21 protein-coding genes are annotated in these 21,777 nt (G+C 71.5%); 13 read left to right on the top strand and 8 right to left on the bottom strand.

All coding sequences use genetic code 11. The annotated features are described in order from the left end of the window. Position 1 precedes the first annotated feature (1 nt). The 3 genes from AC067Z_RS09550 to AC067Z_RS09540 all read right to left on the bottom strand — a co-directional run bounded on the left by AC067Z_RS09550 (position 2) and on the right by AC067Z_RS09540 (position 4,560). A complete protein-coding gene (locus tag AC067Z_RS09550; protein ID WP_478788910.1) occupies positions 2-1,402 on the bottom strand; it encodes a CitMHS family transporter in 1,401 nt (466 codons plus the stop codon). Positions 1,403-1,524: 122 nt separating this feature from the next. After that, positions 1,525-3,792, bottom strand: coding sequence for a molybdopterin oxidoreductase family protein (locus AC067Z_RS09545; protein WP_478788909.1), 2,268 nt, complete (start codon positions 3,790-3,792; stop codon positions 1,525-1,527). A gap of 120 nt (positions 3,793-3,912) precedes the next feature. Further along, a complete protein-coding gene (locus AC067Z_RS09540) occupies positions 3,913-4,560 on the bottom strand; it encodes a TetR/AcrR family transcriptional regulator (protein WP_478789133.1) in 648 nt (215 codons plus the stop codon). 94 nt (positions 4,561-4,654) lie between these two features. On the opposite strand from AC067Z_RS09540, the gene hmgA reads away from it, so the two are divergent. From hmgA to AC067Z_RS09525, 3 genes are all read left to right on the top strand, one after another. Further along, the gene (gene hmgA, locus AC067Z_RS09535) at positions 4,655-5,983 is read left to right on the top strand and encodes a homogentisate 1,2-dioxygenase (RefSeq protein WP_478788908.1); all 1,329 of its coding nucleotides are present in this window, start codon (positions 4,655-4,657) and stop codon (positions 5,981-5,983) included. A gap of 25 nt (positions 5,984-6,008) precedes the next feature. After that, positions 6,009-6,761: a GntR family transcriptional regulator gene (locus AC067Z_RS09530; protein WP_478788907.1), complete on the top strand. Its 753-nt coding sequence runs from the start codon at positions 6,009-6,011 to the stop codon at positions 6,759-6,761. Between the two features lie 228 nt (positions 6,762-6,989). Next, positions 6,990-8,228 carry a type ISP restriction/modification enzyme gene (locus tag AC067Z_RS09525; protein ID WP_478788906.1) on the top strand — a complete coding sequence of 413 codons (1,239 nt, stop codon included), beginning with the start codon at positions 6,990-6,992 and terminating at the stop codon, positions 8,226-8,228. A 42-nt stretch (positions 8,229-8,270) separates the two neighbouring features. On the opposite strand, the gene AC067Z_RS09520 is transcribed toward AC067Z_RS09525, so the two are convergent. Further along, complete coding sequence (locus AC067Z_RS09520) at positions 8,271-8,975, bottom strand: TetR/AcrR family transcriptional regulator (protein ID WP_478788905.1); 705 nt, start codon at positions 8,973-8,975, stop codon at positions 8,271-8,273. A gap of 62 nt (positions 8,976-9,037) precedes the next feature. Here AC067Z_RS09520 and AC067Z_RS09515 point away from each other — a divergent pair, with 62 nt between their 5' ends. The 3 genes from AC067Z_RS09515 to AC067Z_RS09505 are packed head-to-tail and all read left to right on the top strand — an operon-like array spanning position 9,038 to position 12,021. Further along, positions 9,038-9,994 carry an ATP-binding cassette domain-containing protein gene (locus AC067Z_RS09515; RefSeq protein WP_478788904.1) on the top strand — a complete coding sequence of 319 codons (957 nt, stop codon included), beginning with the start codon at positions 9,038-9,040 and terminating at the stop codon, positions 9,992-9,994. Further along, positions 9,991-10,767, top strand: coding sequence for an ABC transporter permease (locus AC067Z_RS09510; protein ID WP_478788903.1), 777 nt, complete (start codon positions 9,991-9,993; stop codon positions 10,765-10,767). The genes AC067Z_RS09515 and AC067Z_RS09510 overlap by 4 nt, the downstream gene beginning before the upstream one ends. 60 nt (positions 10,768-10,827) lie before the next feature. After that, entirely contained in the window at positions 10,828-12,021 is a 1,194-nt protein-coding gene (locus AC067Z_RS09505) for a CaiB/BaiF CoA transferase family protein (protein WP_478788902.1), read from the top strand. 59 nt (positions 12,022-12,080) lie between these two features. Here the strand turns inward: AC067Z_RS09505 and AC067Z_RS09500 are convergent, their stop codons facing one another. Beyond that, a complete protein-coding gene (locus AC067Z_RS09500) occupies positions 12,081-12,344 on the bottom strand; it encodes a hypothetical protein (RefSeq protein ID WP_478788901.1) in 264 nt (87 codons plus the stop codon). 283 nt (positions 12,345-12,627) lie between these two features. On the opposite strand from AC067Z_RS09500, the gene AC067Z_RS09495 reads away from it, so the two are divergent. Then, a complete protein-coding gene (locus AC067Z_RS09495) occupies positions 12,628-13,584 on the top strand; it encodes a serine/threonine-protein kinase (RefSeq protein ID WP_478788900.1) in 957 nt (318 codons plus the stop codon). A gap of 60 nt (positions 13,585-13,644) precedes the next feature. Here the strand turns inward: AC067Z_RS09495 and AC067Z_RS09490 are convergent, their stop codons facing one another. Continuing rightward, on the bottom strand, positions 13,645-14,454 hold the full coding sequence (locus AC067Z_RS09490) for an SGNH/GDSL hydrolase family protein (protein WP_478788899.1): 810 nt from the start codon (positions 14,452-14,454) through the stop codon (positions 13,645-13,647). Between the two features lie 518 nt (positions 14,455-14,972). Between AC067Z_RS09490 and AC067Z_RS09485 the strand changes: the two genes are divergently transcribed. The 4 genes from AC067Z_RS09485 to AC067Z_RS09470 all read left to right on the top strand — a co-directional run bounded on the left by AC067Z_RS09485 (position 14,973) and on the right by AC067Z_RS09470 (position 18,770). Continuing rightward, the gene (locus AC067Z_RS09485) at positions 14,973-15,809 is read left to right on the top strand and encodes a glycosyltransferase family 2 protein (protein WP_478788898.1); all 837 of its coding nucleotides are present in this window, start codon (positions 14,973-14,975) and stop codon (positions 15,807-15,809) included. Then, a complete protein-coding gene (locus AC067Z_RS09480) occupies positions 15,806-16,828 on the top strand; it encodes a glycosyltransferase family 2 protein (protein WP_478788897.1) in 1,023 nt (340 codons plus the stop codon). Before AC067Z_RS09485 ends, AC067Z_RS09480 begins: the two co-directional genes overlap by 4 nt. Continuing rightward, the gene (locus AC067Z_RS09475; RefSeq protein WP_478788896.1) at positions 16,825-17,607 is read left to right on the top strand and encodes a polysaccharide deacetylase family protein; all 783 of its coding nucleotides are present in this window, start codon (positions 16,825-16,827) and stop codon (positions 17,605-17,607) included. Before AC067Z_RS09480 ends, AC067Z_RS09475 begins: the two co-directional genes overlap by 4 nt. Before the next feature lie 68 nt (positions 17,608-17,675). Next, the gene (locus tag AC067Z_RS09470) at positions 17,676-18,770 is read left to right on the top strand and encodes a DUF5925 domain-containing protein (RefSeq protein ID WP_478788895.1); all 1,095 of its coding nucleotides are present in this window, start codon (positions 17,676-17,678) and stop codon (positions 18,768-18,770) included. Positions 18,771-18,817: 47 nt separating this feature from the next. Here AC067Z_RS09470 and AC067Z_RS09465 read toward each other — a convergent pair whose 3' ends face one another. Continuing rightward, a complete protein-coding gene (locus AC067Z_RS09465; RefSeq protein WP_478788894.1) occupies positions 18,818-19,195 on the bottom strand; it encodes a GntR family transcriptional regulator in 378 nt (125 codons plus the stop codon). Positions 19,196-19,265: 70 nt separating this feature from the next. Between AC067Z_RS09465 and AC067Z_RS09460 the strand changes: the two genes are divergently transcribed. Further along, positions 19,266-20,189, top strand: a complete 924-nt coding sequence (locus AC067Z_RS09460; RefSeq protein ID WP_478788893.1) for a GNAT family N-acetyltransferase — start codon at positions 19,266-19,268, stop codon at positions 20,187-20,189. Continuing rightward, entirely contained in the window at positions 20,170-20,652 is a 483-nt protein-coding gene (locus AC067Z_RS09455) for a ribonuclease FAU-1 family protein (protein ID WP_478788892.1), read from the top strand. The genes AC067Z_RS09460 and AC067Z_RS09455 overlap by 20 nt, the downstream gene beginning before the upstream one ends. Here AC067Z_RS09455 and AC067Z_RS09450 read toward each other — a convergent pair. Continuing rightward, positions 20,633-21,730 carry a methyltransferase domain-containing protein gene (locus AC067Z_RS09450; protein ID WP_478788891.1) on the bottom strand — a complete coding sequence of 366 codons (1,098 nt, stop codon included), beginning with the start codon at positions 21,728-21,730 and terminating at the stop codon, positions 20,633-20,635. The genes AC067Z_RS09455 and AC067Z_RS09450 overlap by 20 nt on opposite strands. Positions 21,731-21,777: the final 47 nt, after the last annotated feature.

The raw sequence follows: 21,777 nt of genomic DNA, 5'->3' as shown, positions 1-21,777 counted from the left end.
GTCAGATGATCCCGAAGAGGATTCCCGCGCCGAGGACGACCAGGGAGGTGAGCGCGGCCCACTTGACCGTGAACTTCGTGTGGTCGCCGAACTCGACCTTGGCCATACCGACGAGCACGTACACGGCGGGGACCAGCGGGCTGGACATGTGCAGGGCCTGGCCGACGAGGGAGGCGCGGGCGATCTCCAGCGGGGACACGCCGTGCGCGGCACCGGCCTCGGCGAGGACGGGCAGGACGCCGAAGTAGAAGCCGTCGTTCGACATGAAGTAGGTGAGCGGCAGGCTCAGCATGCCGGTGACGATCGCCATGTGCGGGCCCATGCCCTCGGGGATGGCGCCGACGAGCCAGTCGGCCATGTGCTCGACCATGCCGGTGCCGGTGAGGACGCCGGTGAAGACGGCGGCGGCGAAGACCATGCCGGAGACGTTGAGGACGTTGTCCGCGTGGGCGGCGATGCGTGCCTTCTGGTCCGTCATCCTGGGGAAGTTGACGGTGAGCGCGAGAGCGGCGCCGAGCAGGAAGAGCACGGGGATGGGCAGCAGCTCCATGATCATGGAGGCCAGCAGCACGAGGGTGAGACCGGCGTTGAACCAGTAGAGCCTGGGGCGCAGGGTGGCCCGGTTCGGGTCGAGTCCCTGGAGGACCGCGTCGCTCCCGTCCCCGGCGCCGCCTGCTGCGGGCGCGCTGTCGGACCCGGAGCCGGCGGGGGTCTGCACAGCGTCGCCGCCGCCCGTCTTCACCAGCACGGTCTCGGTCTGCGGCTCCAGCACCTCGTCGAGCGAGAGGTAGCCGAGACGCTTGCGCTCGCGGCGGCCGAGGACGTAGGCGAGCACGAGGACGAAGAGCAGTCCGACACCGAGTGCGGGAATCATCGGGACGAAGATGTCGCCGGCGTCCAGCTTGAGGGCGGTCGCCGCGCGGGCGGTCGGGCCGCCCCAGGGCAGGGTGTTCATCACGCCGTTCGCGGTGGCGGCGACACCCGTCATGACGACCAGGCTCATCCCCAGGCGCTTGTAGAGCGGGTACATCGCCGAGACCGTGATCATGAAGGTCGTGGAACCGTCGCCGTCGAGCGAGACGATCGCGGCGAGGACGGCCGTACCGACCACGATGCGCAGCGGATCCGCCTTGCAGAAGCGCAGGATGCCCCGCACGATCGGGTCGAACAGACCGACGTCGATCATCACGCCGAAGTAGACGATCGCGAACATCAGCATCGCCGCCGTGGGGGCGAGGTTGCCGACGCCTTCGAGGACGTAGTCCCCGAGGTGTGCGCCCTTCCCGACGATCACGCAGAAGAGGGCGGGGATGAGGACCAGCGCCGCTATCGGCGACATCTTCTTCATCATGATCAGGACCAGGAAGGTCGCGATCATGGCGAAGCCGAGGATTGTCAGCATGGAGGACACCTAACGTTCACCCTTGAACTCCACCGGGGGGCGGCGGTACCGGATGACGCTAGGTGTCTTGAAATGCCGTTAACAAGGTGTTGACACGTGAGCAATACGAGCAAAAGCCCTGGTCATCGAAGTGGCGCTGTCACGGGTGCCACCTCGACGGGGAATCCGTTGAGCACGGCGGTGCCCGAGAGAGGGTCCAGCCGGGAGCCGTCGAGCAGCTGATTGACGTTGACGCCCGGGCGGGCGGAGGCGACCGAGAGCCGGGTACCGGGACGGTCGTGGCCCCAGCCGTGCGGCAGGCTCACCACACCCCTGCGGACGTCGTCCGTGATCTCGACGGGCGCTTCCACGCGGCCGCCGTCGGCCGTGATCGCGACCGGATCGCCGTCCGCGAGACCGAGCCGGGCCGCGTCCTCCGGGTGCACATGGAGGGTGCAGCGGTTGGAACCGCCGTTCAGCGCGGGCACGTTGTGCAGCCAGCTGTTGTTGGAGCGCAGATGACGACGGCCGACGAGGACGAGTCCTTCGGGCCGTGCGCCGAGGGCGCTGCGCAGTCGCGGCAGATCGGCGGCGATCGCATCCGGCAGCAGCTCGATCCGGCCGCTGCGGGTCCGGAGGATCTGCGGTATGCGCGACTGGAGCGGGCCGAGGTCCACACCGTGGGGATTTTCGAGCAGCTTGTCGAGGGTGAGGTCGTACGGGCCGAGGCGCAGCATCATGTCGAGCCTGCGCTCGGGCCCGGTCGCGCCCGTGAGCGCGGCGGCGATCTCGCCCGCGTCCTGGCCGTGGACGGGCGAGTGCGGGTCGGCCACCGCCTTGGCGAGGGACCCTTGGATCACCATGTCGTCCACGGCGGACGGATCGGCGCCGTGCATCCCCGACACGGCGAGGATCAGCCGGGCATGGATCTCGCACTCGTCCATCAGGCCGTCGTCCAGCGGTACGGCTGCCGGCGTGTAGCGGGCCTGGTTGTGGACGGCGAGCGCGTTGAACGCGAAGTCGAAGTGCGCGCTGCGGGACGGCGGCGGCGGGGGCAGGACGACGTCGGCGTGGCGCGAGGTCTCGTTGAGATACGGGTCGATGCTGACCATCAGGTCGAGGCCGGCCAGTACCCGGTCGAGCCGGTCCCCGTCGGGGGCGGAGAGCACGGGGTTGGCGGCGATGGAGATCACGGCACGGATCCGGCCCTCGCCGGGTGTCTCGATCTCCTCGGCGAGCGCGGCGATCGGCAGTTCGCCCTTGGCCTCGGGGTGCCCGGCGACACGGCTGGCCCACCGCCCGAGGCTGAAGCCCTTGCCGGGTCCGGCCGGGCGGGGGGCCTTGTCGGTGGCGGCGAAGGGGAAGAGGGCACCGCCGGGCCGGTCGAGATTGCCGGTGAGGATGTTGAGGACGTCGACGAGCCAGCTGGCGAGCGTGCCGTGCTCGACGGTGCAGCTGCCGATGCGTCCGTAGACGGCGGCGGTCGGGGCGGCGGCGAGCTCGCGGGCGATCGTACGGATCTCGTCGGCGTCCATGTCGCAGTCCGCCGCCACGGCTTCAGGGGTGAAGTCCGCCATCGCCGTCTCGATGGCGTCGAGCTGCTCGACATGTTCGGCGAGCGCACCGAGGTCGGTCAGCTTCTCCTCGAACAGCACATGGGTGAGGGCCGCGAGCAGCAGCGCGTCGGTGCCCGGACGGATCGCCACATGCCGGTCGGCGAGCCGCGCGGTGCGGGTGCGGCGCGGGTCGACGACGGTGAGGGTGCCGCCGCGTCGGCGCAGCGCCTTGAGTTTGCCGGGGAAGTCGGGCGCGGTGCACAGGCTGCCGTTGGATTCCAGCGGGTTCGCGCCGAGGAGCAGCAGATGGTCGGTGCGGTCGAGGTCCGGTACGGGGATCGCGATCGCACTGCCGTAGAGCAGTCCGCTGGAGACGTGCTTGGGCATCTGGTCGAGGGTCGAGGCGGAGAAGATGCTGCGGGTGCGCAGGGTGGAGAGCAGCACGGGCGGGTAGAGGCCGCCGGCCATGGTGTGCACGTTCGGATTGCCGAGGACGACGCCCACCGCGTTGGAGCCGTGTTCCTCGATCAGCGGCCGGATGCGTGCGGCGACGAAGTCGAACGCCTCGTCCCAGGTGGCTTCCCGCAGTTCGCCGTTCTCCCGGATCAGCGGGGCGCGCAGCCGGTCGGGGTCGGCGTCGAGCTCACCGAAAGAGGCACCCTTGGGGCAGATGAAGCCTTCGCTGAAGACGTCGTCACGGTCGCCCCGTGCGCGGGTGACACGGGTGCCCTCGATGGTGAGGCTGAGTCCGCAGGTGGCCTCGCAGAGGGGACAGATCCGCAGTGCGGTGCGCTCACCTCGGGCGGCGGGCGGCGGAGTCGTCGTCGTACGAGCGTCGGATGCGGTGCGGGACACGGGTCCTCCCCGGGACGGGTGGCAGCGGTGACAGGCCGTCCAACCGAGCATACCGACCGGTATGCATGCGCGGGAAGGGCTTTCGCGACCGGACTCCGAGGGCACCACGTACCGCAGGGCTCAGGGCCGGACATCCCCGGACACGGCGGCGGGGGCGTCCAGGACCTCGGCCAGGTAGGCCCTCAGCAGCCGTCGCGTCTCCGCGACGATCCCCTGATCACCCGCCTCCCCGACCCGGAAGGCGAGTTGCAGCAGCGCGTCCGCCGCCTCGACCGCGACCAGGACCGCCCGGCGCAGCTCCGCGTCCGGCGTGCGCCCCAGGTGTTCGGCGAACACTCCGGCCAGCCGGTCCGCGACCGCGTCGTTGGCGCCGGAGGGAGGCGTACCCAGCGGGACCTGCGAGCCGAAGTCGATCAGCGCGAAGCCGGGGACCGCGCGTTTCATCGCCAGGTACTCGTCGAGCATCACATCGACGGCCCCCCGCCAGTCCCCGGTCGGCAACGAGGCGAGCCGACCGCCGATCCGCTCGGTGTAGCGGTCGAGATTGCGGTGTCCCAGCGCGTCCACCATCGCGCGCTTGTTGCCGAAGAAGCGGTAGACGGACCCGATCGGCACCCCCGCACGCACCGCCACCAGGCGCGTGGACAGCTCCTCGTAGCCGCATTCGTCGAGGAGTTCGGCGCAGGCGTCGAGGATCCGGGCGAGCCGGTCGGCGCTGCGCTGCTGCACGGGCGTACGGCGCAGAGGAGGCTGGGACACGCGCTCCATCATGCCGTTCCGTTGCCGTTGACGTGCCGGTCCTGCAATCCTACGGTTGTCCATAGGAATGAGAACGGGTTTCCCTCGGCACCAGGAGCGGGCAATGAGCGGCATCGAGCAGGCGCGGAAGATTGCGGAGGGACTGACAGACGGGTCCTTCCTCCCCGGCTTCGGCAACGAGCACAGCTCGGAGGCCGTGGCCGGTGCCCTTCCGCACGGGCGGAACTCCCCGCAGCGCGCCCCGCTCGGCCTCTACGCGGAACAGCTCAGCGGCGCCGCCTTCACCGAGCCGCGTGCCCACAACCGCCGCTCGTGGCTCTACCGCATCCGCCCCTCGGCCGCGCACCCCGCGTACACCCGCGTCGACAACGGCGGCATCCGCACCGCACCCTTCACCGAGACCGTCCCCGACCCGAACCGCCTGCGGTGGAATCCGCTGCCGGCGCCGGCGCCCGGCACCGACTGGCTGGCCGGTCTGTGGACGCTCGGCGGCAACGGCGACGTGACGCAGCGCACGGGCATGGCCGTGCACCTGTACCACGCCAACGCCTCCATGACCGACCGGGTGTTCGGCAACGCGGACGGCGAGCTGCTGATCGTGCCGGAGCTCGGCGGGCTGCTGCTGGTCACCGAACTCGGCCTGCTGCCGGTACGCCCCGGCGAGGTCGCGCTCATCCCGCGGGGCGTCCGCTTCCGCGTGGAACTCCTCGACGACGATGCCCGCGGTTACGTGTGCGAGAACTACGGGCAGCCCTTCCAGCTCCCCGACCTCGGCCCGATCGGCGCCAACGGCCTGGCGCACCCCCGGGACTTCCTGGCCCCGGTCGCCGCGTACGAGGACGTCGAGCGTCCCGTGGAAGTGGTCAACAAGTTCTGCGGCAACCTGTGGTCCGCGACGTACGACCACTCCCCGCTCGACGTCGTCGCCTGGCACGGCAACCATGTGCCGTACGTCTACGATCTGCGGCGTTTCAATGTGATCGGGACCATCTCGTACGACCACCCGGATCCGTCGATCTTCACCGTTCTGACGTCGCCGTCCGACACCCCCGGCCTTGCCGGTGTGGACTTCGTGGTCTTCGCGCCGCGCTGGCTGGTCGGCGAGGACACCTTCCGCCCGCCGTACTTCCACCGCAACGTGATGAGCGAGTACATGGGCCTGATCGAGGGCGCCTACGACGCCAAGGCCGAGGGCTTCGTGCCGGGCGGCGGCTCGCTGCACAACATGATGTCGGCGCACGGCCCGGACCGGGAGACGTTCGACCGGGCCAGCTCGGTCGAACTGAAGCCGCAGAAGGTCGACAACGGTCTGGCCTTCATGTTCGAGACCCGCTGGCCGGTGACCGCGACGGAGCAGGCGGCGAGCGCCGACCACCTGCAGAAGGGGTACGACGACGTGTGGCAGGGTCTTGAGCGCCACTTCAGGCCCTAGAAGAAATGCCGTGTACGGAGATGCCGTGACCTCCTTCGCCCCGGACTCGCTCGTCCTGAACCGCAAGCTGCCGCTGTGGTACCAGGTCTCGCAGTCGCTGCGCGCCTCGATACTGGGCCGTGCGCCCGAGGCGTCGCTGCGCCTGCCGACCGAGGAGCAGCTCGCCCAGCACTACGGGGTGAGCGTGCTGACCATGCGCCAGGCGCTCAAGGAGCTGGAGGAGGAGGGCCTCATCAGCCGGCACCGGCGGCGGGGCACCTTCATCGAGCCGGGGGCGCGGCGCAGTGCGCCCCGGCGACTGCTGGGCTCGATCGACGCGATCGTGGCCCAGCAGTCCGGCGAGCGCACCACGGTGCTCGGCCACGGCCCTCAGCCCGTGCCCGGTGACCTCGCGGAGTACTTCCCCGACGTGGACGAGATCGTGATGTACCGACGTCTGCGCTGCGACGGCGACAGCGGCGAACCCACCAACTGGGCGGAGAACGCACTGCGTCCGGACGTCGCGGCTCGCCTGCGCATCGCGGATCTCGAGCGGTGGCCGATGACGAAGGTGCTGCGGGACGTGCTCGGCATCAGGATCAGCCGCATCACCGACACGGTGGAGGCGCGGCTCGCTGACCCGCCGACGGCGGAGCTGCTGCGCGTGCCGCTGCTGAGCCCGATCCTGCACTACACGGGCGTGACGTACGACGAGGAGGGCCGGGTCGTCGATGTCGCCCGCATCCGTTACCGCGGGGACAGGTTCTCCTTCTCGGTGACCGTGGATGCCGCGGACTGAGCGGGCCCCCCGGTGCCGCGACTGCAGCGACCGCCCGTCGAGGAGCGGTGTCCGGTGCGTGCGACCGCAGGGCAGCCGGCGGTCCTTTGCAGCTGAGTCACCGGCGGTCCTTTGCAGCGCAGTCACCAGGGCTTTTGTCCAACGGGCATGGGGTGACTCGCGGCGAAGCCGGGGGGTGTGCGTGCCGGTCGCCGCGACAGGGCGAAGCTCGCCGGGAGGGGCACTAGCATGCGGACGGTGACTGCTCTCACCGAGGACGTGCCGCTGCTCGACGACCTCATGCCCTGGTCCGTGGCGCCGATTCGGCTGGGCCGGGGATGGGTCATGGCGCCGGACGCCGCCTCCCTGCGCGCCCGTTGGGACGCGCTCACGGGGGCCCGGGGCGCGGACCGCGACGAGCTGTTCCGGTCCACCCGGGCGCGGACGCCGCGCACCGCGGTCGCCCAGCTGCCGGGGCAGCGGAGCGGGACCGGGCGGATCGCACGCGAGGACGGCCGCTGCCCGGATCCGATACGGGTGCTGCACGGCCCGTTCGACGAGCAGTGGCTGATTCCGGACCACCGGCTGATCGACGCGGCGAGGCCTGAGTTGTGGCGGGTGCTGGACGAGCGTCAGCTGTTCGTCGTCGAGCAGGGGCACTCCCCCGGACGCCGTCCGGGCTCACCGCCGTCCACGGCGGACGGGCCGGCGCTCGTGGTCACCGCGCTGCTGCCGGACGGGCATTCGCCTACGGGGCGGCAGGGCCGGATCCGGCCTCTGTACCGCCGGCCGGGGGGCCGGGAGCCGAATGTCGCACCCGGTCTCCTCGACGCGCTCGGCCGACGGTACGGACACCCGGTGAGTGCGCGGGAGCTGGTCTGCTGGGCGACGGCCGCGGCCGTGTCCACGTCTGCCGGGGCCGCGGTGCCGCTGCCCGCCGACGCCGATGTCTGGACGGCGGGCGTCGACGTGGGCCGACGGGCCGTGGAGGTCCAGTTGCGTGGCGCGCACGGCGGGGGGCGGCCGAGACTGCCGGGCGGGCGCCGTCCCTATGTACGTGCGGCGCTTCCGGCGCGACCGGACTCGGTCGCGTACGAGGCGGACGAGGAGGCACTGATCGTCGGTTCCGTCGGTCGTATCTCGCCCGTGCCGCGGGAGGTATGGGAGTTCGCGGCGGGCGGCACCGGGGTGCTGGAGCTGTGGTTCGAGCGGCGCACCGGGGCCGGGGAACCGGGCTCGCTGGAGGCGGTGCGGCCTTCGGCCTGGCCTCAGGAGTGGACCTCCGAACTGCTGGAGCTGATCACGGTGCTGGCGCTGCTCGCCGAACTGCGCACGGAGTGCGGGCGGTTGCGGGAGGGCAACCGGTGGATCGGGGCGGCGGAGCTGAGGTCGGAGGGTGTGCTGCCGCCGCCCGCCTCGGCGCGGCGGCCGGCGTCGGTGCTGGACCACGCGGAGGAAGGGCCGGAGGGACAGTTCGCGCTGCTGTGACGCGGCCCGGCCGCTGCGTGCGCGTCGGCCGGAACCACCCCGTCAAGCGAACGAGTCGATCACCCGCGTCAGCGTCAGCTCGAACACCTCGTCCGGGTCGATCGGTTCCGGGCCCGACGCCAGCATCTCGGCCAGCCGCGGGTACTCGCCCGTCGCCACCCGGCTCATCAGGTAGGCGGCGCGCACCGCCTGTTCCTGCTCCTGCGTCCACGGCAGGCCGCGGCTGCGTTCCGCGATCGCGAACTCGTTGGCGACGGTGGTCATCACCGTGCCGTTGATCATGGCGATCAGCTGCATCTTCGCGCCGTGCGGCGCGTCCAGGCCCTCCAGGGCGCCCAGGCACCATTCGAGGTAGCGCAGGGCGTGGGGACTGAAGCCGTGCACCGTCGACATCACCCGGGGCAGCCAGGGATGGCGGTACATGATGGCCCGCGTCTGGCGGGCCATCGCGAGCATGTCCGCGCGCCAGTCGCCCGTCGGCTCGCCGAGGTCGTACTCGCCGCCGGCCGCGTCGACCATCAGCTCGTACAGATCCTCCTTGCGCGGCACGTAGTTGTAGAGCGACATCGTGCCGCAGCCCAGCTCCGCCGCGACCTTGCGCATGGAGACTGCGTCGATGCCCTCCGCGTCCGCGAGGCGCACGGCCACCGCGGCGATGTCCCCCCGGCTGTACGCCGGTTTCGGGCCGCGGCCCGTGCGCTCGGGACGCGCCCAGATCACTTCCGGTTCGGCCGCTCGGCCTGCCATTCCTCATCACCTCCCCACCATCCTAGTTACGTACAGCGTACGTAGTGGGCTATGGTGGCAGCATGACAACTACGTACGCTGTACTTAGTGAGGGCTTGAGGAAGCGGTTCGGCGAGGTGCACGCCCTGCGCGGGCTCGATCTCGCGGTCACGGAGGGCACCGTCTGCGGCATCCTGGGGCCGAACGGTGCGGGCAAGACCACGGCCGTACGGATCCTCACGACCCTGTGCGCACCGGACGCGGGCAGCGCGCGCGTGGCCGGGCACGATCTGCGGACCGAGCCGGCCGCCGTGCGCCGGAGCATCGGCGTCACCGGCCAGTACACCTCGGTCGACGGCGATCTGACCGGCGCCGAGAATCTGCGACTGTTCGCCCGGCTGCTGCGGGCCCCCCGCTCGCGAGCGGCGGAGCTGCTGGAGCGGTTCGCGCTCACCGACGCCGCGGACCGCCCTGCCCGCACCTACTCGGGCGGCATGCGCCGCCGCCTCGACCTCGCGGCGAGCCTCATCACCCCGCCGAGGGTGCTCTTCCTCGACGAGCCGACCACCGGGCTCGACCCGCACAGCCGAAACGGCATCTGGGAATCCGTGCGGGAGCTGGCCGGTGGGGGGACGACGGTCCTGCTCACCACGCAGTACCTGGAGGAGGCCGACCAACTCGCCGACGACATCGTGCTGATCGACGAAGGCCGCGCCGCCCACAGCGGCACACCCGCCGAACTCAAGGCCCGCCTCGGCAGCTACGCGGAGGTCGTCGTCCTCGACCCGGCAGCACTGCCCGGCGCCGCGGCAGTGCTCGACCAGCTGACCGGATCGCAGCCGGCACTCGACCCGGAGCGGCGGACCGCCGGGGCCGTCACCACCGACCCCACGCTCACCCTCCCCCGGCTCGTGCGCGAACTCGACGCGGCGGGCGTGGCCGTCGTCGATGCCGCACTGCGTCCGCCCACCCTGGACGAGGTGTTCCTGCGGTTGACCGACCGCACCGCCGCGCGAGGCCCGAAGGAGGTCGCCGCATGAGCACGGTCCTCTACGACGGCACCGCCGTCCTCGGCCGGCATCTGACCCGCATCCGCCATGCCCCGGCCATGTGGGTCATGACCCAGACCATGCCGATCGTGTTCCTGCTCTTCTTCGGCTACGTCTTCGGCAGCGCCATGGCCATGCCGGGCGAGGAGTACCGCGCCTTTCTCGTCCCCGGCATGCTCGTGGCAACCGCCGCCAACGGCATCATGACCGGGATGTTCACCGCCGCCCAGGACTCGCACCGGGGGGTCATGGACCGCTTCCGCGCCCTGCCCATGAGCCGCATCGCCGTGCCGCTCGGCCAGGCAGGGGCCGATCTGGTGACCACCGCGACGGGACTGGTTCCTCTCCTGCTCGTCGGCCTGGCGATGGGCTGGCGGGTGGAGGGCGGCGTGCTCGAAGCGGCGGGCGCGTTCGGACTGTTGCTGCTCTTCCGATTCGCCGCGACCTGGGTCGGCATCCTCCTCGGACTCGCCTCGCGCAGCGAGGAGGCGGCGGGTCAGCTGGGCAGCGCGACCTTCATGCTGCCCCTGCTGTCGAACGCATACCTGCCCACGGACGGCCTGCCTTCCTGGCTGCGCACTCTCGCCGAGTGGAATCCGATCTCGGCGGTGACCACGGCCGTACGCGATCTGTTCGGCAACGCCCCGCCTCCGGACGACGCGGCCTGGCCCGTGGCCCACCCCGTCGCGGGCGCGGTGTGCTGGGCCCTGGCCCTGCTGGCGGTGTGCGTCCCGCTCGCGGTGCGGCGGTACGCCCGTTCGTGACGCCGCCCCGAAGAGCCCGGGGGTGACAAAGGTGGCACATACACGATAGGTACGGCTGTCATGAGCCAACAGCCACTGCCTCTGGACGGGATCACGGTCGTCGCGGTCGAGCAGGCCGTCTCCGCGCCGTTCGCCACGCGTCAGCTCGCGGACCTCGGCGCCCGTGTGATCAAGGTCGAGCGGCCCGACGGGGGCGACTTCGCCCGGGACTACGACACCGCCGCCCGAGGGCTCGCCTCGCACTTCGTCTGGTGCAACCGCGGCAAGGAGTCCATCGCCGTCGACCTGAAGGACCCGCGCGGCCTCGACATCGTGCACCGGCTCGTCGCGGACGCCGATGTGTTCGTGCAGAACCTCGCGCAGGGCGCGGCGGCCCGGCTCGGGCTGGACGCGGCCGCGCTGTGCGCCCGTCACCCCCGGCTGATCGCCGTCGACATCTCCGGTTACGGATCCGAGGGGCCGTACGCGCACAAGCGGGCCTACGACATGCTCGTGCAGTGCGAGGCCGGCCTGGTGTCGGTGACGGGGACGGCCGCACAGCCGGTGAAGGCGGGCATTCCGGCGGCCGATGTCGCCGCGGCGATGTACGCCTTCTCGGGTGTGCTGGCCGCTCTGCTGCGGCGCGCCACGACGGGCCTCGGCGGGCCGGTCGAGATCTCCATGCTGGAGTCGCTCGCCGAGTGGATGGGGCATCCGCTGCACCACGGGATGCACGGGGGTGCGGCCCCGGCGCGCACAGGTCTCGCGCACGCCGTCATCGCGCCGTACGACGCCTACGACACCGCCGGCGGCAGCCAGGTGCTGCTGTCGGTGCAGAACGACCGGGAATGGCGACGGCTTGCCGAACAGGTCCTGGGGCGGCCCGAGTTGGCGCACGATCCCGGATTCGCCACCAATACGGCGCGCACCGCGAACCGGGAGCGCACGGACGCGGCGGTGGCCGAGGCGCTGGCGGGGATGACGGCCGAGGAGGCCGTCGGCAGACTGGAGGAAGCGGGCATCGCCTGCGCCCGGTTGAACACGGTGCAGGACGTCGCCGGGCATCCGCAGCTCGCCGCACGGGACCGCTGGCGCGAGATCGACACGCCGGCCGGGCCGCTGCGGGCACTGCTGCCCCCGATCACGCTGCCGGGCGGGGCCCCGGCGCGGATGGGGCCGATTCCCTCACTCGGCGAGCACACCGACGCGCTGCTGCGGGCCCTGGGGATGGGCGAGGAGGCAGCGGCGCTGCGCCGGGACGGCGTGGTCGCCTGAGCGGGATCGTACGGGTGGTGCGTCGTGCGGGTCGGGGTACGGAACGCCGGGGGCTGTCGTCAGTGGCGGCTGCCGAAGAGCGAGCGCCGCAGCCGTCGCAGCGGGGCGAACAACGAGACGCGCGCGCTCTTGCTCCCGCGGCTGCGCGTCCGGTCGCGCGAGGTCAGCTCGCGCATCAGCAAGGTCGCTTCGGCGGATTCGCCCTGCGGAACGACGGGACCGCCCAGCACCGAGAGGTGGCGGTCCAGACGCGAACTGGTCGCGCCGCTCCCGCAGGTGATGGCAGGCACACGCGCCCTGCTGCGAACTGTTATCTGATCCATGTCACTCCCCACCCGTACGAGACACCCGGCCCGGGCAGATTAACCCTATCGCCCCTTCGGGACACCCGTGTATCCCGCCTGCATGATTCACCACACTCGTACGGGGGTTGACCGTTACTCTCCGAATCCGTCTGATTCCAGGGTGAGTTGGGCGGACAACTCGCGCACAGGAGCCCGTCGGTGAATTGATGGCCGATCAACACGGTACGGAGCTCAGTGAGTTGAGCTAGATTGAAATGGTTTTCACCGTGTTGCGACTCTGGTTGCGGACAAGGGGCACGGCATGAGCGGAGTACCGGGAACCGGCCGGATGATTGCGGAGCGCTACCGCCTGATCGTGCCCATCGGCGAGGGCGGCACGGGCGTGGCGTGGCTGGCGCGCGACGAACTGCTGGAGCGTGACGTGGCGGTCAAGGAGGTCCGCGCGCCGGCCGGTCTCGACGCGGCGGCGACGCGCGGGCTGTACGGACGCCTCGAGCGGGCGGCACGGACCGCGGGCCGTGTCTCGCACCGCAATGTGGTCGCCGTCCATGACGTGGCCACCGACGACGGCCGCCCCTGGATCGTGATGGAGCTCGTGCGCGGGCTCGCGCTGTCGGACGTCCTGGAGGCGGAGGGGCCGCTGCCGCCGCGCAGGGCCGCGCACATCGGGGCCGAAACGCTCGCGGCCCTGCGTGCCGCGCACGCGGCGGGCGTGGCCCACCATGATGTGAAACCGGCCAATGTGCTCATCGCCAACGACGGCCGGGTGCTGGTCACCGGCTTCGGAATGACGGCAGCCCTGGGTTCCGCGGGGTCCCGCGCCCCGGAGTCGGCCCCTGCGCACGGGCCGGGCGCGGAGTCGGACCTGTGGTCGCTGGGCGCGCTGCTGTACGCCGCGGTCGAGGGCCACCCGCCCGGCCCCGGCGAGGAGCCGCGGCCGTCGGAGAGTTCGGGTGCGCTCGCCCCGGTGATCGAAGGTCTGCTGCGGCCGGACCCGGCGGACCGGATGCCCGCCTCGGAGGCCGAGCACCGGCTGCGGCTGGCGAGCGGGGGCGGCGGCCCTCGGACTGCGTCACAGGCTTCCCCGTCGCCGGCCGCCGCGCCCGTGGTCGGCGAGGGAGCATCCGGCGGCACGGCCCCGACCACGGCCACGGCCTCCCCCGCCGAACCGCGCCACGCCACGACCGTGCTCACCGTCGGCGTGACACTGCTGCTCTTCGCGGTGGTGGCGCTGGTGTGGGCGGTTCTCGGCGCCTGACATGCGCGAGCCCTGCCCGGTGGGGAACGCCGGGCAGGGCGGACGGGGCCTGATGGGGGGTCAGGCGTGGGTGGTGAAGACGGGCAGATAGCCGCCGGACTGGCCGGCCGCCGTCGGGTGGTAGGACTCGCCGATGTTGAGCCAGTTCACGCTGTGCAGCCAGGCGGAGCCCGAGCAGATCTCGTGCCCCGTGAAGGTGGAGACGACGCTCGCGAAGTCGTAGCCGTGGTCGGCCGCGCGCTTGGCGATCGCCGCGTTGAGGTAGTCGGAGGCACCGTTGATGGCGGAGCGCTCGTTCTCGCTCAGACCGGCGACGCAGCTCCCGTTGAGCTTGTAGAAGCGGGGATAGCCGAGCACGACGACCTGGGCGGCCGGAGCCTTGGCCCGGATCGCCGAGTAGACCGTGTCGAGCTGTCCGGGCAGGGTCGAGTCGACGTACGCCTTGGCCTGGTTGATGCGGTTGATGCAGGTGGACTCGGACTGCAGGACGCATGTGGTCATCACGTCGGCGAACCCGGCGTCGTTGCCGCCGACGGTGAGGGATACGAGGTCGGTCGCGGACCCGAGGGGCCCGAGTTGATTGGCCGTCACATCACCCGTACGAGCGCCCGAGCAAGCGGTGAACGCGAACGACGAGGGTGAATGGGCGGCGGCCCAGAGCTTGGGGAAGGCACGGGTGCTGCGCTTGCAGTTGCCGCTGGCGCTGTCGTAACTGCCCGCTCCCACACCGGAGGAGTAGGAGTCGCCGAGTGCCACGTAGTCGAGTGCCTGGGGGGTGACATCGGCCTGCGCCGTTCCCGCTCCGGTGAGAGCGAGGACGGCGCCGAGGAGGAGTGAGGATGAGAATGCCGCGACTCGGGACAGATTCATGGAACCTCCCTATAGCAGGATCTCTGCCTCAACTGTCGTAGCAGCGGACAGACTTCACCGGAAGTGTCCATGCCAAAGATGTTACTGACGGGTCATCCCCAGGAAAGCGATCAAGGCAAGCGAAACGGACGGTTCCTCATCTGACGCCCTATTCGGTACCAAAAAAGTGAAAACCGGTTTCGGATTCGTATTCTTGCCATACAGTCCTCTTCATCAATACCGTCGTGGATCCACCCGCACCGGTCCATCACGCACAGCGGCTCAGGGGAGGGCACGAGCGTCGCGAAGGACACGGACGGGGGCTGCGGCAGGGGGGTGCCGTGCCGGGGTGGGCGCTCGGGGTTCCGGCGTGAGTTCCGAGCCGTACGCCGCACGGACAGCAATGCCGACTCAACCACCATGCGCGGAGCGTCCTTCCGGCATGCGCGGATGAGTACAACCCCCCTTTCGAACCGGAAACTCGTCCGGGCCACCCGCACGCGGGGCGGCCCACCGGTGGAGAGAGGGAACGAAGGCTCATGAGCTCAGTCCTGCAACCGGCGGCCGTCCCGGAGCACGATCCGGTGAGCGAAGCCGCCCGTGTGTCCGTCGGTTACCGGCCCGTCTCCTCGCATCTGGCGATAGCCCCGCCCGTGAGCGTGGTGATCCCCGCGATGAACGAAGCGGAGAACCTGCCCTACGTCTTCAAGACACTGCCCGCATGGATCCACGAAGTGGTCCTGGTCGACGGCAACTCCACGGACGACACCGTCGCCGTCGCCCGCGAACTGTGGCCGGGGGTCAAGGTCGTCCAGCAACTCGGCAAGGGCAAGGGCGATGCCCTGATCAGCGGATTCGCCGCGTGCACCGGCGACATCATCGTCATGATCGACGCGGACGGCTCGGCGGACGGCCAGGAGATCGTCTCGTACGTCTCCGCCCTCGTCTCAGGAGCCGACTTCGCCAAGGGATCACGCTTCGCCAACGGCGGCGGCACCGACGACATGACAACGGTGCGCCGGCTCGGCAACCGTGTCCTGTGCGCCGTCGTCAACGCCAAGTTCGGCGCCCGCTACACCGACCTCTGCTACGGCTACAACGCGTTCTGGAAGCACTGCCTCGACCGGATCAGCCTCGACTGCACCGGCTTCGAGATCGAGACCCTGATGAACATCCGCGTCGTCAAGGCCGGGCTGCGCGTACAGGAGGTGCCCAGCCACGAGTTCCTGCGCATCCACGGGGTCAGCAACCTCAGAGCCGTACGGGACGGACTGCGGGTGCTCAGAGTGATCCTCAAGGAGACCCGGGTGCGCAGATCGGCCCGCCGCCGACCGCTCCCCGTGCGCATCGCGCCGCGCCCCGGAGAGGCGTCTTGACCCCGCCCCACCGTCACCCTCGCTTCTCGGTGGTGATCTGCGCCTACACCGAGGAGCGCTGGGACGACACGCTCGCCGCTGTCGCATCCGTACGCCACCAGTCCCTGACCGCCCTGGAGACCCTGCTCGTCGTCGACCACAATCCGGCGCTCCTCGAACGGCTCCGCCGACGGTACGACGGCGGCCCCGGGGACGCCGCCGGCGGGGACGTGCGGGTGCTCGCCAATACGGGCCCCCGCGGGCTGTCCGCCGGACGCAACACCGGGATCGCCGCCGCCCGCGGCGAGTTCGTCGCCTTCCTCGACGACGACGCCGTGGCCGAGCCCGACTGGCTGCGGTACTTCGCCAAGGCCTACGACGACCCGCGGGTCATGGCGGTCGGCGGCCGGACCGTGCCCGCGTGGGCGTCGGGCCGCCGTCCCGTCTGGTTCCCCGAGGAGTTCGACTGGGTCGTCGGCTGCACCTACCGTGGCCTGCCGCCCGGCCGGGTCCGGGTCCGCAATGTGCTCGGCGGCAACGCCTCGTTCCGGCGTCGCGCCTTCGACGCGTCGGGCGGCTTCGCCACCGGCATCGGGCGGGACGGCGACCGGCGGCCGCTCGGCTGCGAGGAGACCGAGCTGTGCATCCGCCTCGCGCGCGCCCTGCCGGATGCCGTGCTGCTCATCGACGACCGGGCCGTCATCCACCACAAGGTGCCGCCCGGGCGTGAGCGGTTCGGCTACTTCCGCACCCGCACCTACGCCGAGGGCCTGTCCAAGGCCCTCGTGGCGCGCAGCGTCGGAGCGGGTAGCGGGCTGTCCACCGAACGGCGCTACACCACACGCGTCCTGCCCGCCGGGATCGCGCGCGGGCTGCGCGACTTCCTGCTCGCCCGGCCCGGCGGCGCGGGCCGGGCTGCCGCGATCGTCACGGGCGTGGCAGCGGCGGCGGGCGGCTATGTACGGGGAGCGCTGGCTGCTCGCGGAGGCGGCACACCGTTCTCGTTCGGTCCCATCGGCGCAGGAGGGGACAGCGGATGACCGTACCGATCCTGATGTACCACGCGGTCGGACACCGGCCGGCCCGGGCCGCGTTCGGGCTGTCCGTGTCCCCCGGCGCCTTCGCCGAGCAGATGTCGCTGCTCGGCGAGCGCGGGTTCACCCCGCTGACCACGGCGCAGCTCGCCGGTGCCTGGCGATCCGGCGGGCCGCTGCCGCAGCGGCCCGTGCTGATCACGTTCGACGACGGCTACGAGGGTGTGCACCGGCACGCCCTCCCCGTACTCTCCGCGCACGGTTTCGCCGCCACATTGTTCGTGACCACCGGGTGGCTGCGCGGCCCCGGTGAACTGCCGGGCGCCCCCGACACCATGCTCGACCGGGACCAGGTCCGTGAACTGGCCGCCGCGGGCACGGAGATCGGCGGCCACAGCCACACCCATCCCCAACTCGACCAGCTCACCGACCGACAGCTGCGTGACGAGGCGGTCCGCTGCCGGGACCTCGTCGCCGGTCTCGTCGGTGACGCGCCGGCCTCGTTCGCCTTCCCCTACGGCTACGCGAACCGCCGGGTGCGCCGGGCCGTCCGGGCGGCCGGATACGCACAGTCCCTCGCCGTGGGCAACGCGCTCGCCGCGCGGGAACAGGGCCCGTACGCACTCCGCCGGCTGACGGTGCAGCGCACCACGGGCATCGAGCAGTTCGCCCGGATCGTCGAAGGGCAGGGCATCGCCCGGCACTTCGCCCGGCACCGGGCGCTCACGCGGGGCTACGCGATGGTGCGCCGCGCCCGCAGGGCAGCGGCTGTGGCGGTCCGCTGAGCACCCGAAAGCCGCCGCACCGGGCAAAACACGGTGCGGCGGCCGAGGCCGTGCCGGATCATGGGCGCATGGCTGCCAACCCTCATGACGCACTGCCGGTCCGACTCAACGTCGACGACAGCGACTCGCCGTCGGATGTCGTCGACGCGCTGTTCCTCGGCCGCTTCGCGACGGGCGAGCAGCCGTACTCGCACAGTTCGACGATCGACCGCGTGAAGTCGGGTGCCACACTGCTGCCCGCCGCGGCGTCGGTGCTGCGTTCCGCCCGCGACGACGACCGCAGCGCGACACTCGCCGAGGGCGTGGGCTGGACGCTGCTGATCTCTCGCTGGAACCGCGGCGCGGACGTCACGGTCACCGCCGTCACGTCCGAACTCGCCGAGAAGGTCCTGAAGGAGGCGACCGAGGGCGCGACCGACGAACCCGAGCCCCAGCCGGAGAACGTGACCATGGGCTTCTGGTACGTCTCGCCTAGGCGCGGCCCGCACCGTACGACACGCCAGATCGCGGCCGGTACATGGGACGAGATCCGGCCCAACTACACGGCGCCCGTCGCCGATGCGATGGACCGGCTGATGAAGGTCACTCCCGACGACATCGCGGGCAGGCTGCTGCTCCTGCACGGCCCGCCCGGCACGGGAAAGACCTCGGCCCTTCGCACGCTGGCCCGTTCGTGGCGCGACTGGTGCCAGGTGGACTGCGTGCTCGACCCGGAGCGGCTGTTCAACGACGTCGGCTATCTGATGGACATCGCGATCGGCGAGGACGAAGGCACCTCCAAGGGCCGCTGGCGGCTGCTCCTGCTGGAGGACTGCGACGAACTCATCCGCGGCGAGGCCCGCCACACGGCGGGCCAGGCGCTGTCGCGCCTGCTCAACCTGACGGACGGTCTGCTCGGCCAGGGCCGCAACGTGCTGGTGGGTGTGACGACCAACGAGGACCTGGAACGCCTCCACCCGGCCGTCGTCCGCCCGGGCCGCTGCCTTGCCCGCATCGAGGTGGGCCCGCTGACCCGCGAGGAGTCGGTGACGTGGCTGGGTACGGACGAGAGCGTGGGCCGTGAGGGCGCGACGCTCGCGGAACTGTTCGCCCTGCGTCGCGGCACGACTCCGGCGTCGGTCCCGTCCCAGTCCCCGGGTCCGGACGCGGGCCTGTACCTCTGACGGGGGGCCGGGGAACGGTCACGCGCAGGGGGCGCGCCCCCGCCGCGTCACTCGGTGGCGTACTCCACCGACAGCGCCGTCTCCGCCGCCGCGAGCGCCTGCGCCCGGGAGAGACCGAGCCGCCGCGCCTGCGCCGCGTACGCCGCCGCCGCGGCAGCAGCCCGGCGCGACGCGGCGTCGCCCGCCGCCGCCACGAACGTGCCGTTCCGGCCGCGCGTCTCGATCACTCCGTCGCCCTCCAGGGCGCGATACGCCTTGGCCACGGTGTTCGCCGCGAGGCCCAGTTCCTCTGCGAGGCCTCGGACTGTCGGCAGACGGTGGCCCACCGGCAGCTTGCCCGAGCGGGCCTGCTCGGAGATCTGGGCACGCAGCTGCTCGTAGGGCGCGTCGGGCGCATCGGCATCGATGACGATGTTCAAGGTCATCCGGTGATTCTCTCCCACACCAGGAAATTGGGAGGCACCACGAGCCCGTCCCGCCGTAGCGTGCCTCCCCATGACTGTCATCGTCGTGCGTGACTTCCGCCGTGAGGATGCCGAGGCCGTGGCCACCGTGCGCCGCGCCGTACTCTCCTTCGAGGTCACGACACCTCAAGCCGTCCGATTCGGCGCCGAGCACGCCAACCCCGCGAAGAAGCAACGGATGTTGGTCGCCGAGCGGGACGGGGAGATCGTCGGGACGGCGACGGCCGGCCTCGTCCACGACGCGGCGGAGCCCGGCCAGGCGTACGCCGCGCTGTACGTGCACCCGGACCACCGCCGCATCGGCGTCGGCGGTCTGCTGCTGCGCACCGCGGAGGACCATCTCGCTACGGAAGGCGTACGCGCCGTCTATGTCTGGGCGCTGGACATCCCCGCCACCCGCGCCTTCGCCGAGAGGAGCGGCTACCGGCCGGCCCGTCCCTCGCAGGTGATGCGTCTCGATCTGGAGCACGGCACCCTGCCGGAGGTGCCCGGCCTCCCGCCCGGCGTGGAACTGCGCGCGGCCACGGACTACGCGGCGGACCCCCGCCCACTGTTCGCGGCGGACGCCGAGGCCGTGCTCGACGAGCCGAACGACGTCACCACCGTCCTGGACGACTACGACGACTGGCTCGCCGGCACCTGGAACTCCCCGCTGTTCGACCGCGATCTGTCCACCGTCGTGACACTGGACGGCGAAGTCGCGGCGTTCAGCTTCGCGTACACCGACCGCAGCACCCGCTACCTGTCCGGTGGAACGGGCACACGGCGCGCCCACCGCGGCAAAGGCCTCGCGAAGCTCGCGAAGACGGACTCGCTGCGCCGCGCCCGCGCTGCCGGTTTCACGGACGCGTTCACCAGCAACGACGCGGACAACGGGCCGATGCTCGCGATCAACGAGTGGTTCGGCTACGAGCCCTGCGCGAAGGAGGTCCGCCTTGTCCGCACGTGCGACTGAGATCCGGCTGGTCAAGGCGGGCGCCACCAAGATCCGCTACCCGGCGGAGCTGCTCACGGACGACGGCACCCACCTCGTGGTCCGCGCACCGTGGGCGGCACCCGACGTCCGCGACTTCGGCTTCGTGCGGTTCGAGCCGGGTGATGTGTTCACCGAGCACTACTGGCGCGACCGGTGGTACGCGGTGAAGGAGGTCCGTACCGGCGAGGGCCTGCTCAAGGGCTGGTACTGCGACATCACCCGCCCCGCCGTGATCGGCGCCGGTGAGGTGACGGTCGAGGACCTGGACCTGGATCTGTGGGTGTCGGCGGACGGCAAGGAGATCCTGCGACTGGACGAGGACGAGTTCGCCGCGAGCGGGCTCGCCGAACGCGATCCGCAGGCGGCCGACGCAGCCGTCCGGGCGCTCGACGAGCTCGAACTCCTCGCCCGCCGCGGTGGTTTCACCGATCTGACCGGCTGACCGGCAACACAGTGGTCCGGTCCGGCCCGCCCGCTTCGTACGCGATGGCGTCGCCGTCCTCGTGCCAGTGGACGGCGAACCGCTCACCGGCCCGGTACGCCTCCAGCCCCGCCCTGCAGTAGGCGACCATGTCGTCGGGCAGGGCGGCGAGCGGGTGCCAGGCGAGCTCCGCGCACTTGCCGGGCTCGCGGTTGTACGGCTCGCCCCCTGTGCCGTACTCCGCCTCGAAGAACCAGCCCGTGCGGGGCTGCTCGCCCGGTCCCCGGTGCTGCATCACGAGCGCGACCCGCAGGTCGTCCGGGGTGGGCGTGATCCCGATCTCCTCGGCCGCCTCCCGCAGCATCGCGGTCCGCACGTCCTCCCCGTCCTCGACATGGCCCGAGGGCCCGTTCCACAGGCCGTCGCCGTAGCCGGTGTTCGCCCGGCGGGCCAGAAGGACGTCGTCGCCGCGGCGGAGGATCAGGTGGACGTCGACGACTTCGGTGTGCCGGCGGCGTGGCTCCGTCCGCGCCACCAGGACGTACCGCTCGTCGTGGACCTCCTTGCCCCACAGCAACTGCTCGTCCGACAGCCGCTCGTGGTGGACCCGGTCCGTCAGGGGAGCAAGGGCGGCCATCAGGCGCTCGGCGGGCAGTCCGGTCGTGCCCCAGACTCCCTCCACCAGCACGAGCCGGCCGCCCGGCCTGAGCAGCGAGGCCCAGTGCCGGAGCGCGGCCTCGGGGTCGGGCAGGGTCCAGACGACGTGCCGGGCGAGGACGACGTCGAACCGGCGCTCCCCCACCGGCGGCCGGTCGGCGTGGCCGAGCATGATCTCGGCGCCCGTCCCGGCCAGCTTCGCCCGCGCCCGGTCCACCATCCGTGGCGCCAGGTCCACACCCGTCACCCGGTGCCCCTGCTCGGCCGCGAGGAGGGCGAGGCTGCCCGTGCCGCAGCCGAGGTCGAGCACGTCGGACGGCGCGGGCGGCAGCCACTGTGCCAGTCTCGCGGCCCATGCGCGCCGGACCTCGGGGGTGGTGAGGCCGTGGTCGGGCTCGTCGTCGAAGGTGGCCGCCATGCCGTTCCAGTCGGTCGTCGTCATGGGCCGATCATCGCAGCGACCACTGACAACGGGCCTTTCCCGACGTC

Source organism: Streptomyces sp. NPDC043812 (assembly GCF_056436245.1).
The sequence above is the reverse complement of the archived record's forward strand: the minus strand, read 5'-3'. Positions and strand labels throughout refer to the sequence as shown.

What these genes read in the sequence shown, in the direction of transcription:
- AC067Z_RS09550 (WP_478788910.1), bottom strand. Translation starts at nt 1,402, where the DNA reads ATGCTGACAATCCTCGGCTTCGCCATGATCGCGACCTTCCTGGTCCTG.
- AC067Z_RS09540 (WP_478789133.1), bottom strand. Translation starts at nt 4,560, where the DNA reads ATGGAGCGCGTGTCCCAGCCTCCTCTGCGCCGTACGCCCGTGCAGCAG.
- hmgA (WP_478788908.1), top strand. Translation starts at nt 4,655, where the DNA reads ATGAGCGGCATCGAGCAGGCGCGGAAGATTGCGGAGGGACTGACAGAC.
- AC067Z_RS09525 (WP_478788906.1), top strand. Translation starts at nt 6,990, where the DNA reads ATGCGGACGGTGACTGCTCTCACCGAGGACGTGCCGCTGCTCGACGAC.
- AC067Z_RS09520 (WP_478788905.1), bottom strand. Translation starts at nt 8,975, where the DNA reads ATGGCAGGCCGAGCGGCCGAACCGGAAGTGATCTGGGCGCGTCCCGAG.
- AC067Z_RS09515 (WP_478788904.1), top strand. Translation starts at nt 9,038, where the DNA reads ATGACAACTACGTACGCTGTACTTAGTGAGGGCTTGAGGAAGCGGTTC.
- AC067Z_RS09510 (WP_478788903.1), top strand. Translation starts at nt 9,991, where the DNA reads ATGAGCACGGTCCTCTACGACGGCACCGCCGTCCTCGGCCGGCATCTG.
- AC067Z_RS09505 (WP_478788902.1), top strand. Translation starts at nt 10,828, where the DNA reads ATGAGCCAACAGCCACTGCCTCTGGACGGGATCACGGTCGTCGCGGTC.
- AC067Z_RS09500 (WP_478788901.1), bottom strand. Translation starts at nt 12,344, where the DNA reads ATGGATCAGATAACAGTTCGCAGCAGGGCGCGTGTGCCTGCCATCACC.
- AC067Z_RS09495 (WP_478788900.1), top strand. Translation starts at nt 12,628, where the DNA reads ATGAGCGGAGTACCGGGAACCGGCCGGATGATTGCGGAGCGCTACCGC.
- AC067Z_RS09490 (WP_478788899.1), bottom strand. Translation starts at nt 14,454, where the DNA reads ATGAATCTGTCCCGAGTCGCGGCATTCTCATCCTCACTCCTCCTCGGC.
- AC067Z_RS09485 (WP_478788898.1), top strand. Translation starts at nt 14,973, where the DNA reads ATGAGCTCAGTCCTGCAACCGGCGGCCGTCCCGGAGCACGATCCGGTG.
- AC067Z_RS09475 (WP_478788896.1), top strand. Translation starts at nt 16,825, where the DNA reads ATGACCGTACCGATCCTGATGTACCACGCGGTCGGACACCGGCCGGCC.
- AC067Z_RS09470 (WP_478788895.1), top strand. Translation starts at nt 17,676, where the DNA reads ATGGCTGCCAACCCTCATGACGCACTGCCGGTCCGACTCAACGTCGAC.
- AC067Z_RS09465 (WP_478788894.1), bottom strand. Translation starts at nt 19,195, where the DNA reads ATGACCTTGAACATCGTCATCGATGCCGATGCGCCCGACGCGCCCTAC.
- AC067Z_RS09460 (WP_478788893.1), top strand. Translation starts at nt 19,266, where the DNA reads ATGACTGTCATCGTCGTGCGTGACTTCCGCCGTGAGGATGCCGAGGCC.
- AC067Z_RS09450 (WP_478788891.1), bottom strand. Translation starts at nt 21,730, where the DNA reads ATGACGACGACCGACTGGAACGGCATGGCGGCCACCTTCGACGACGAG.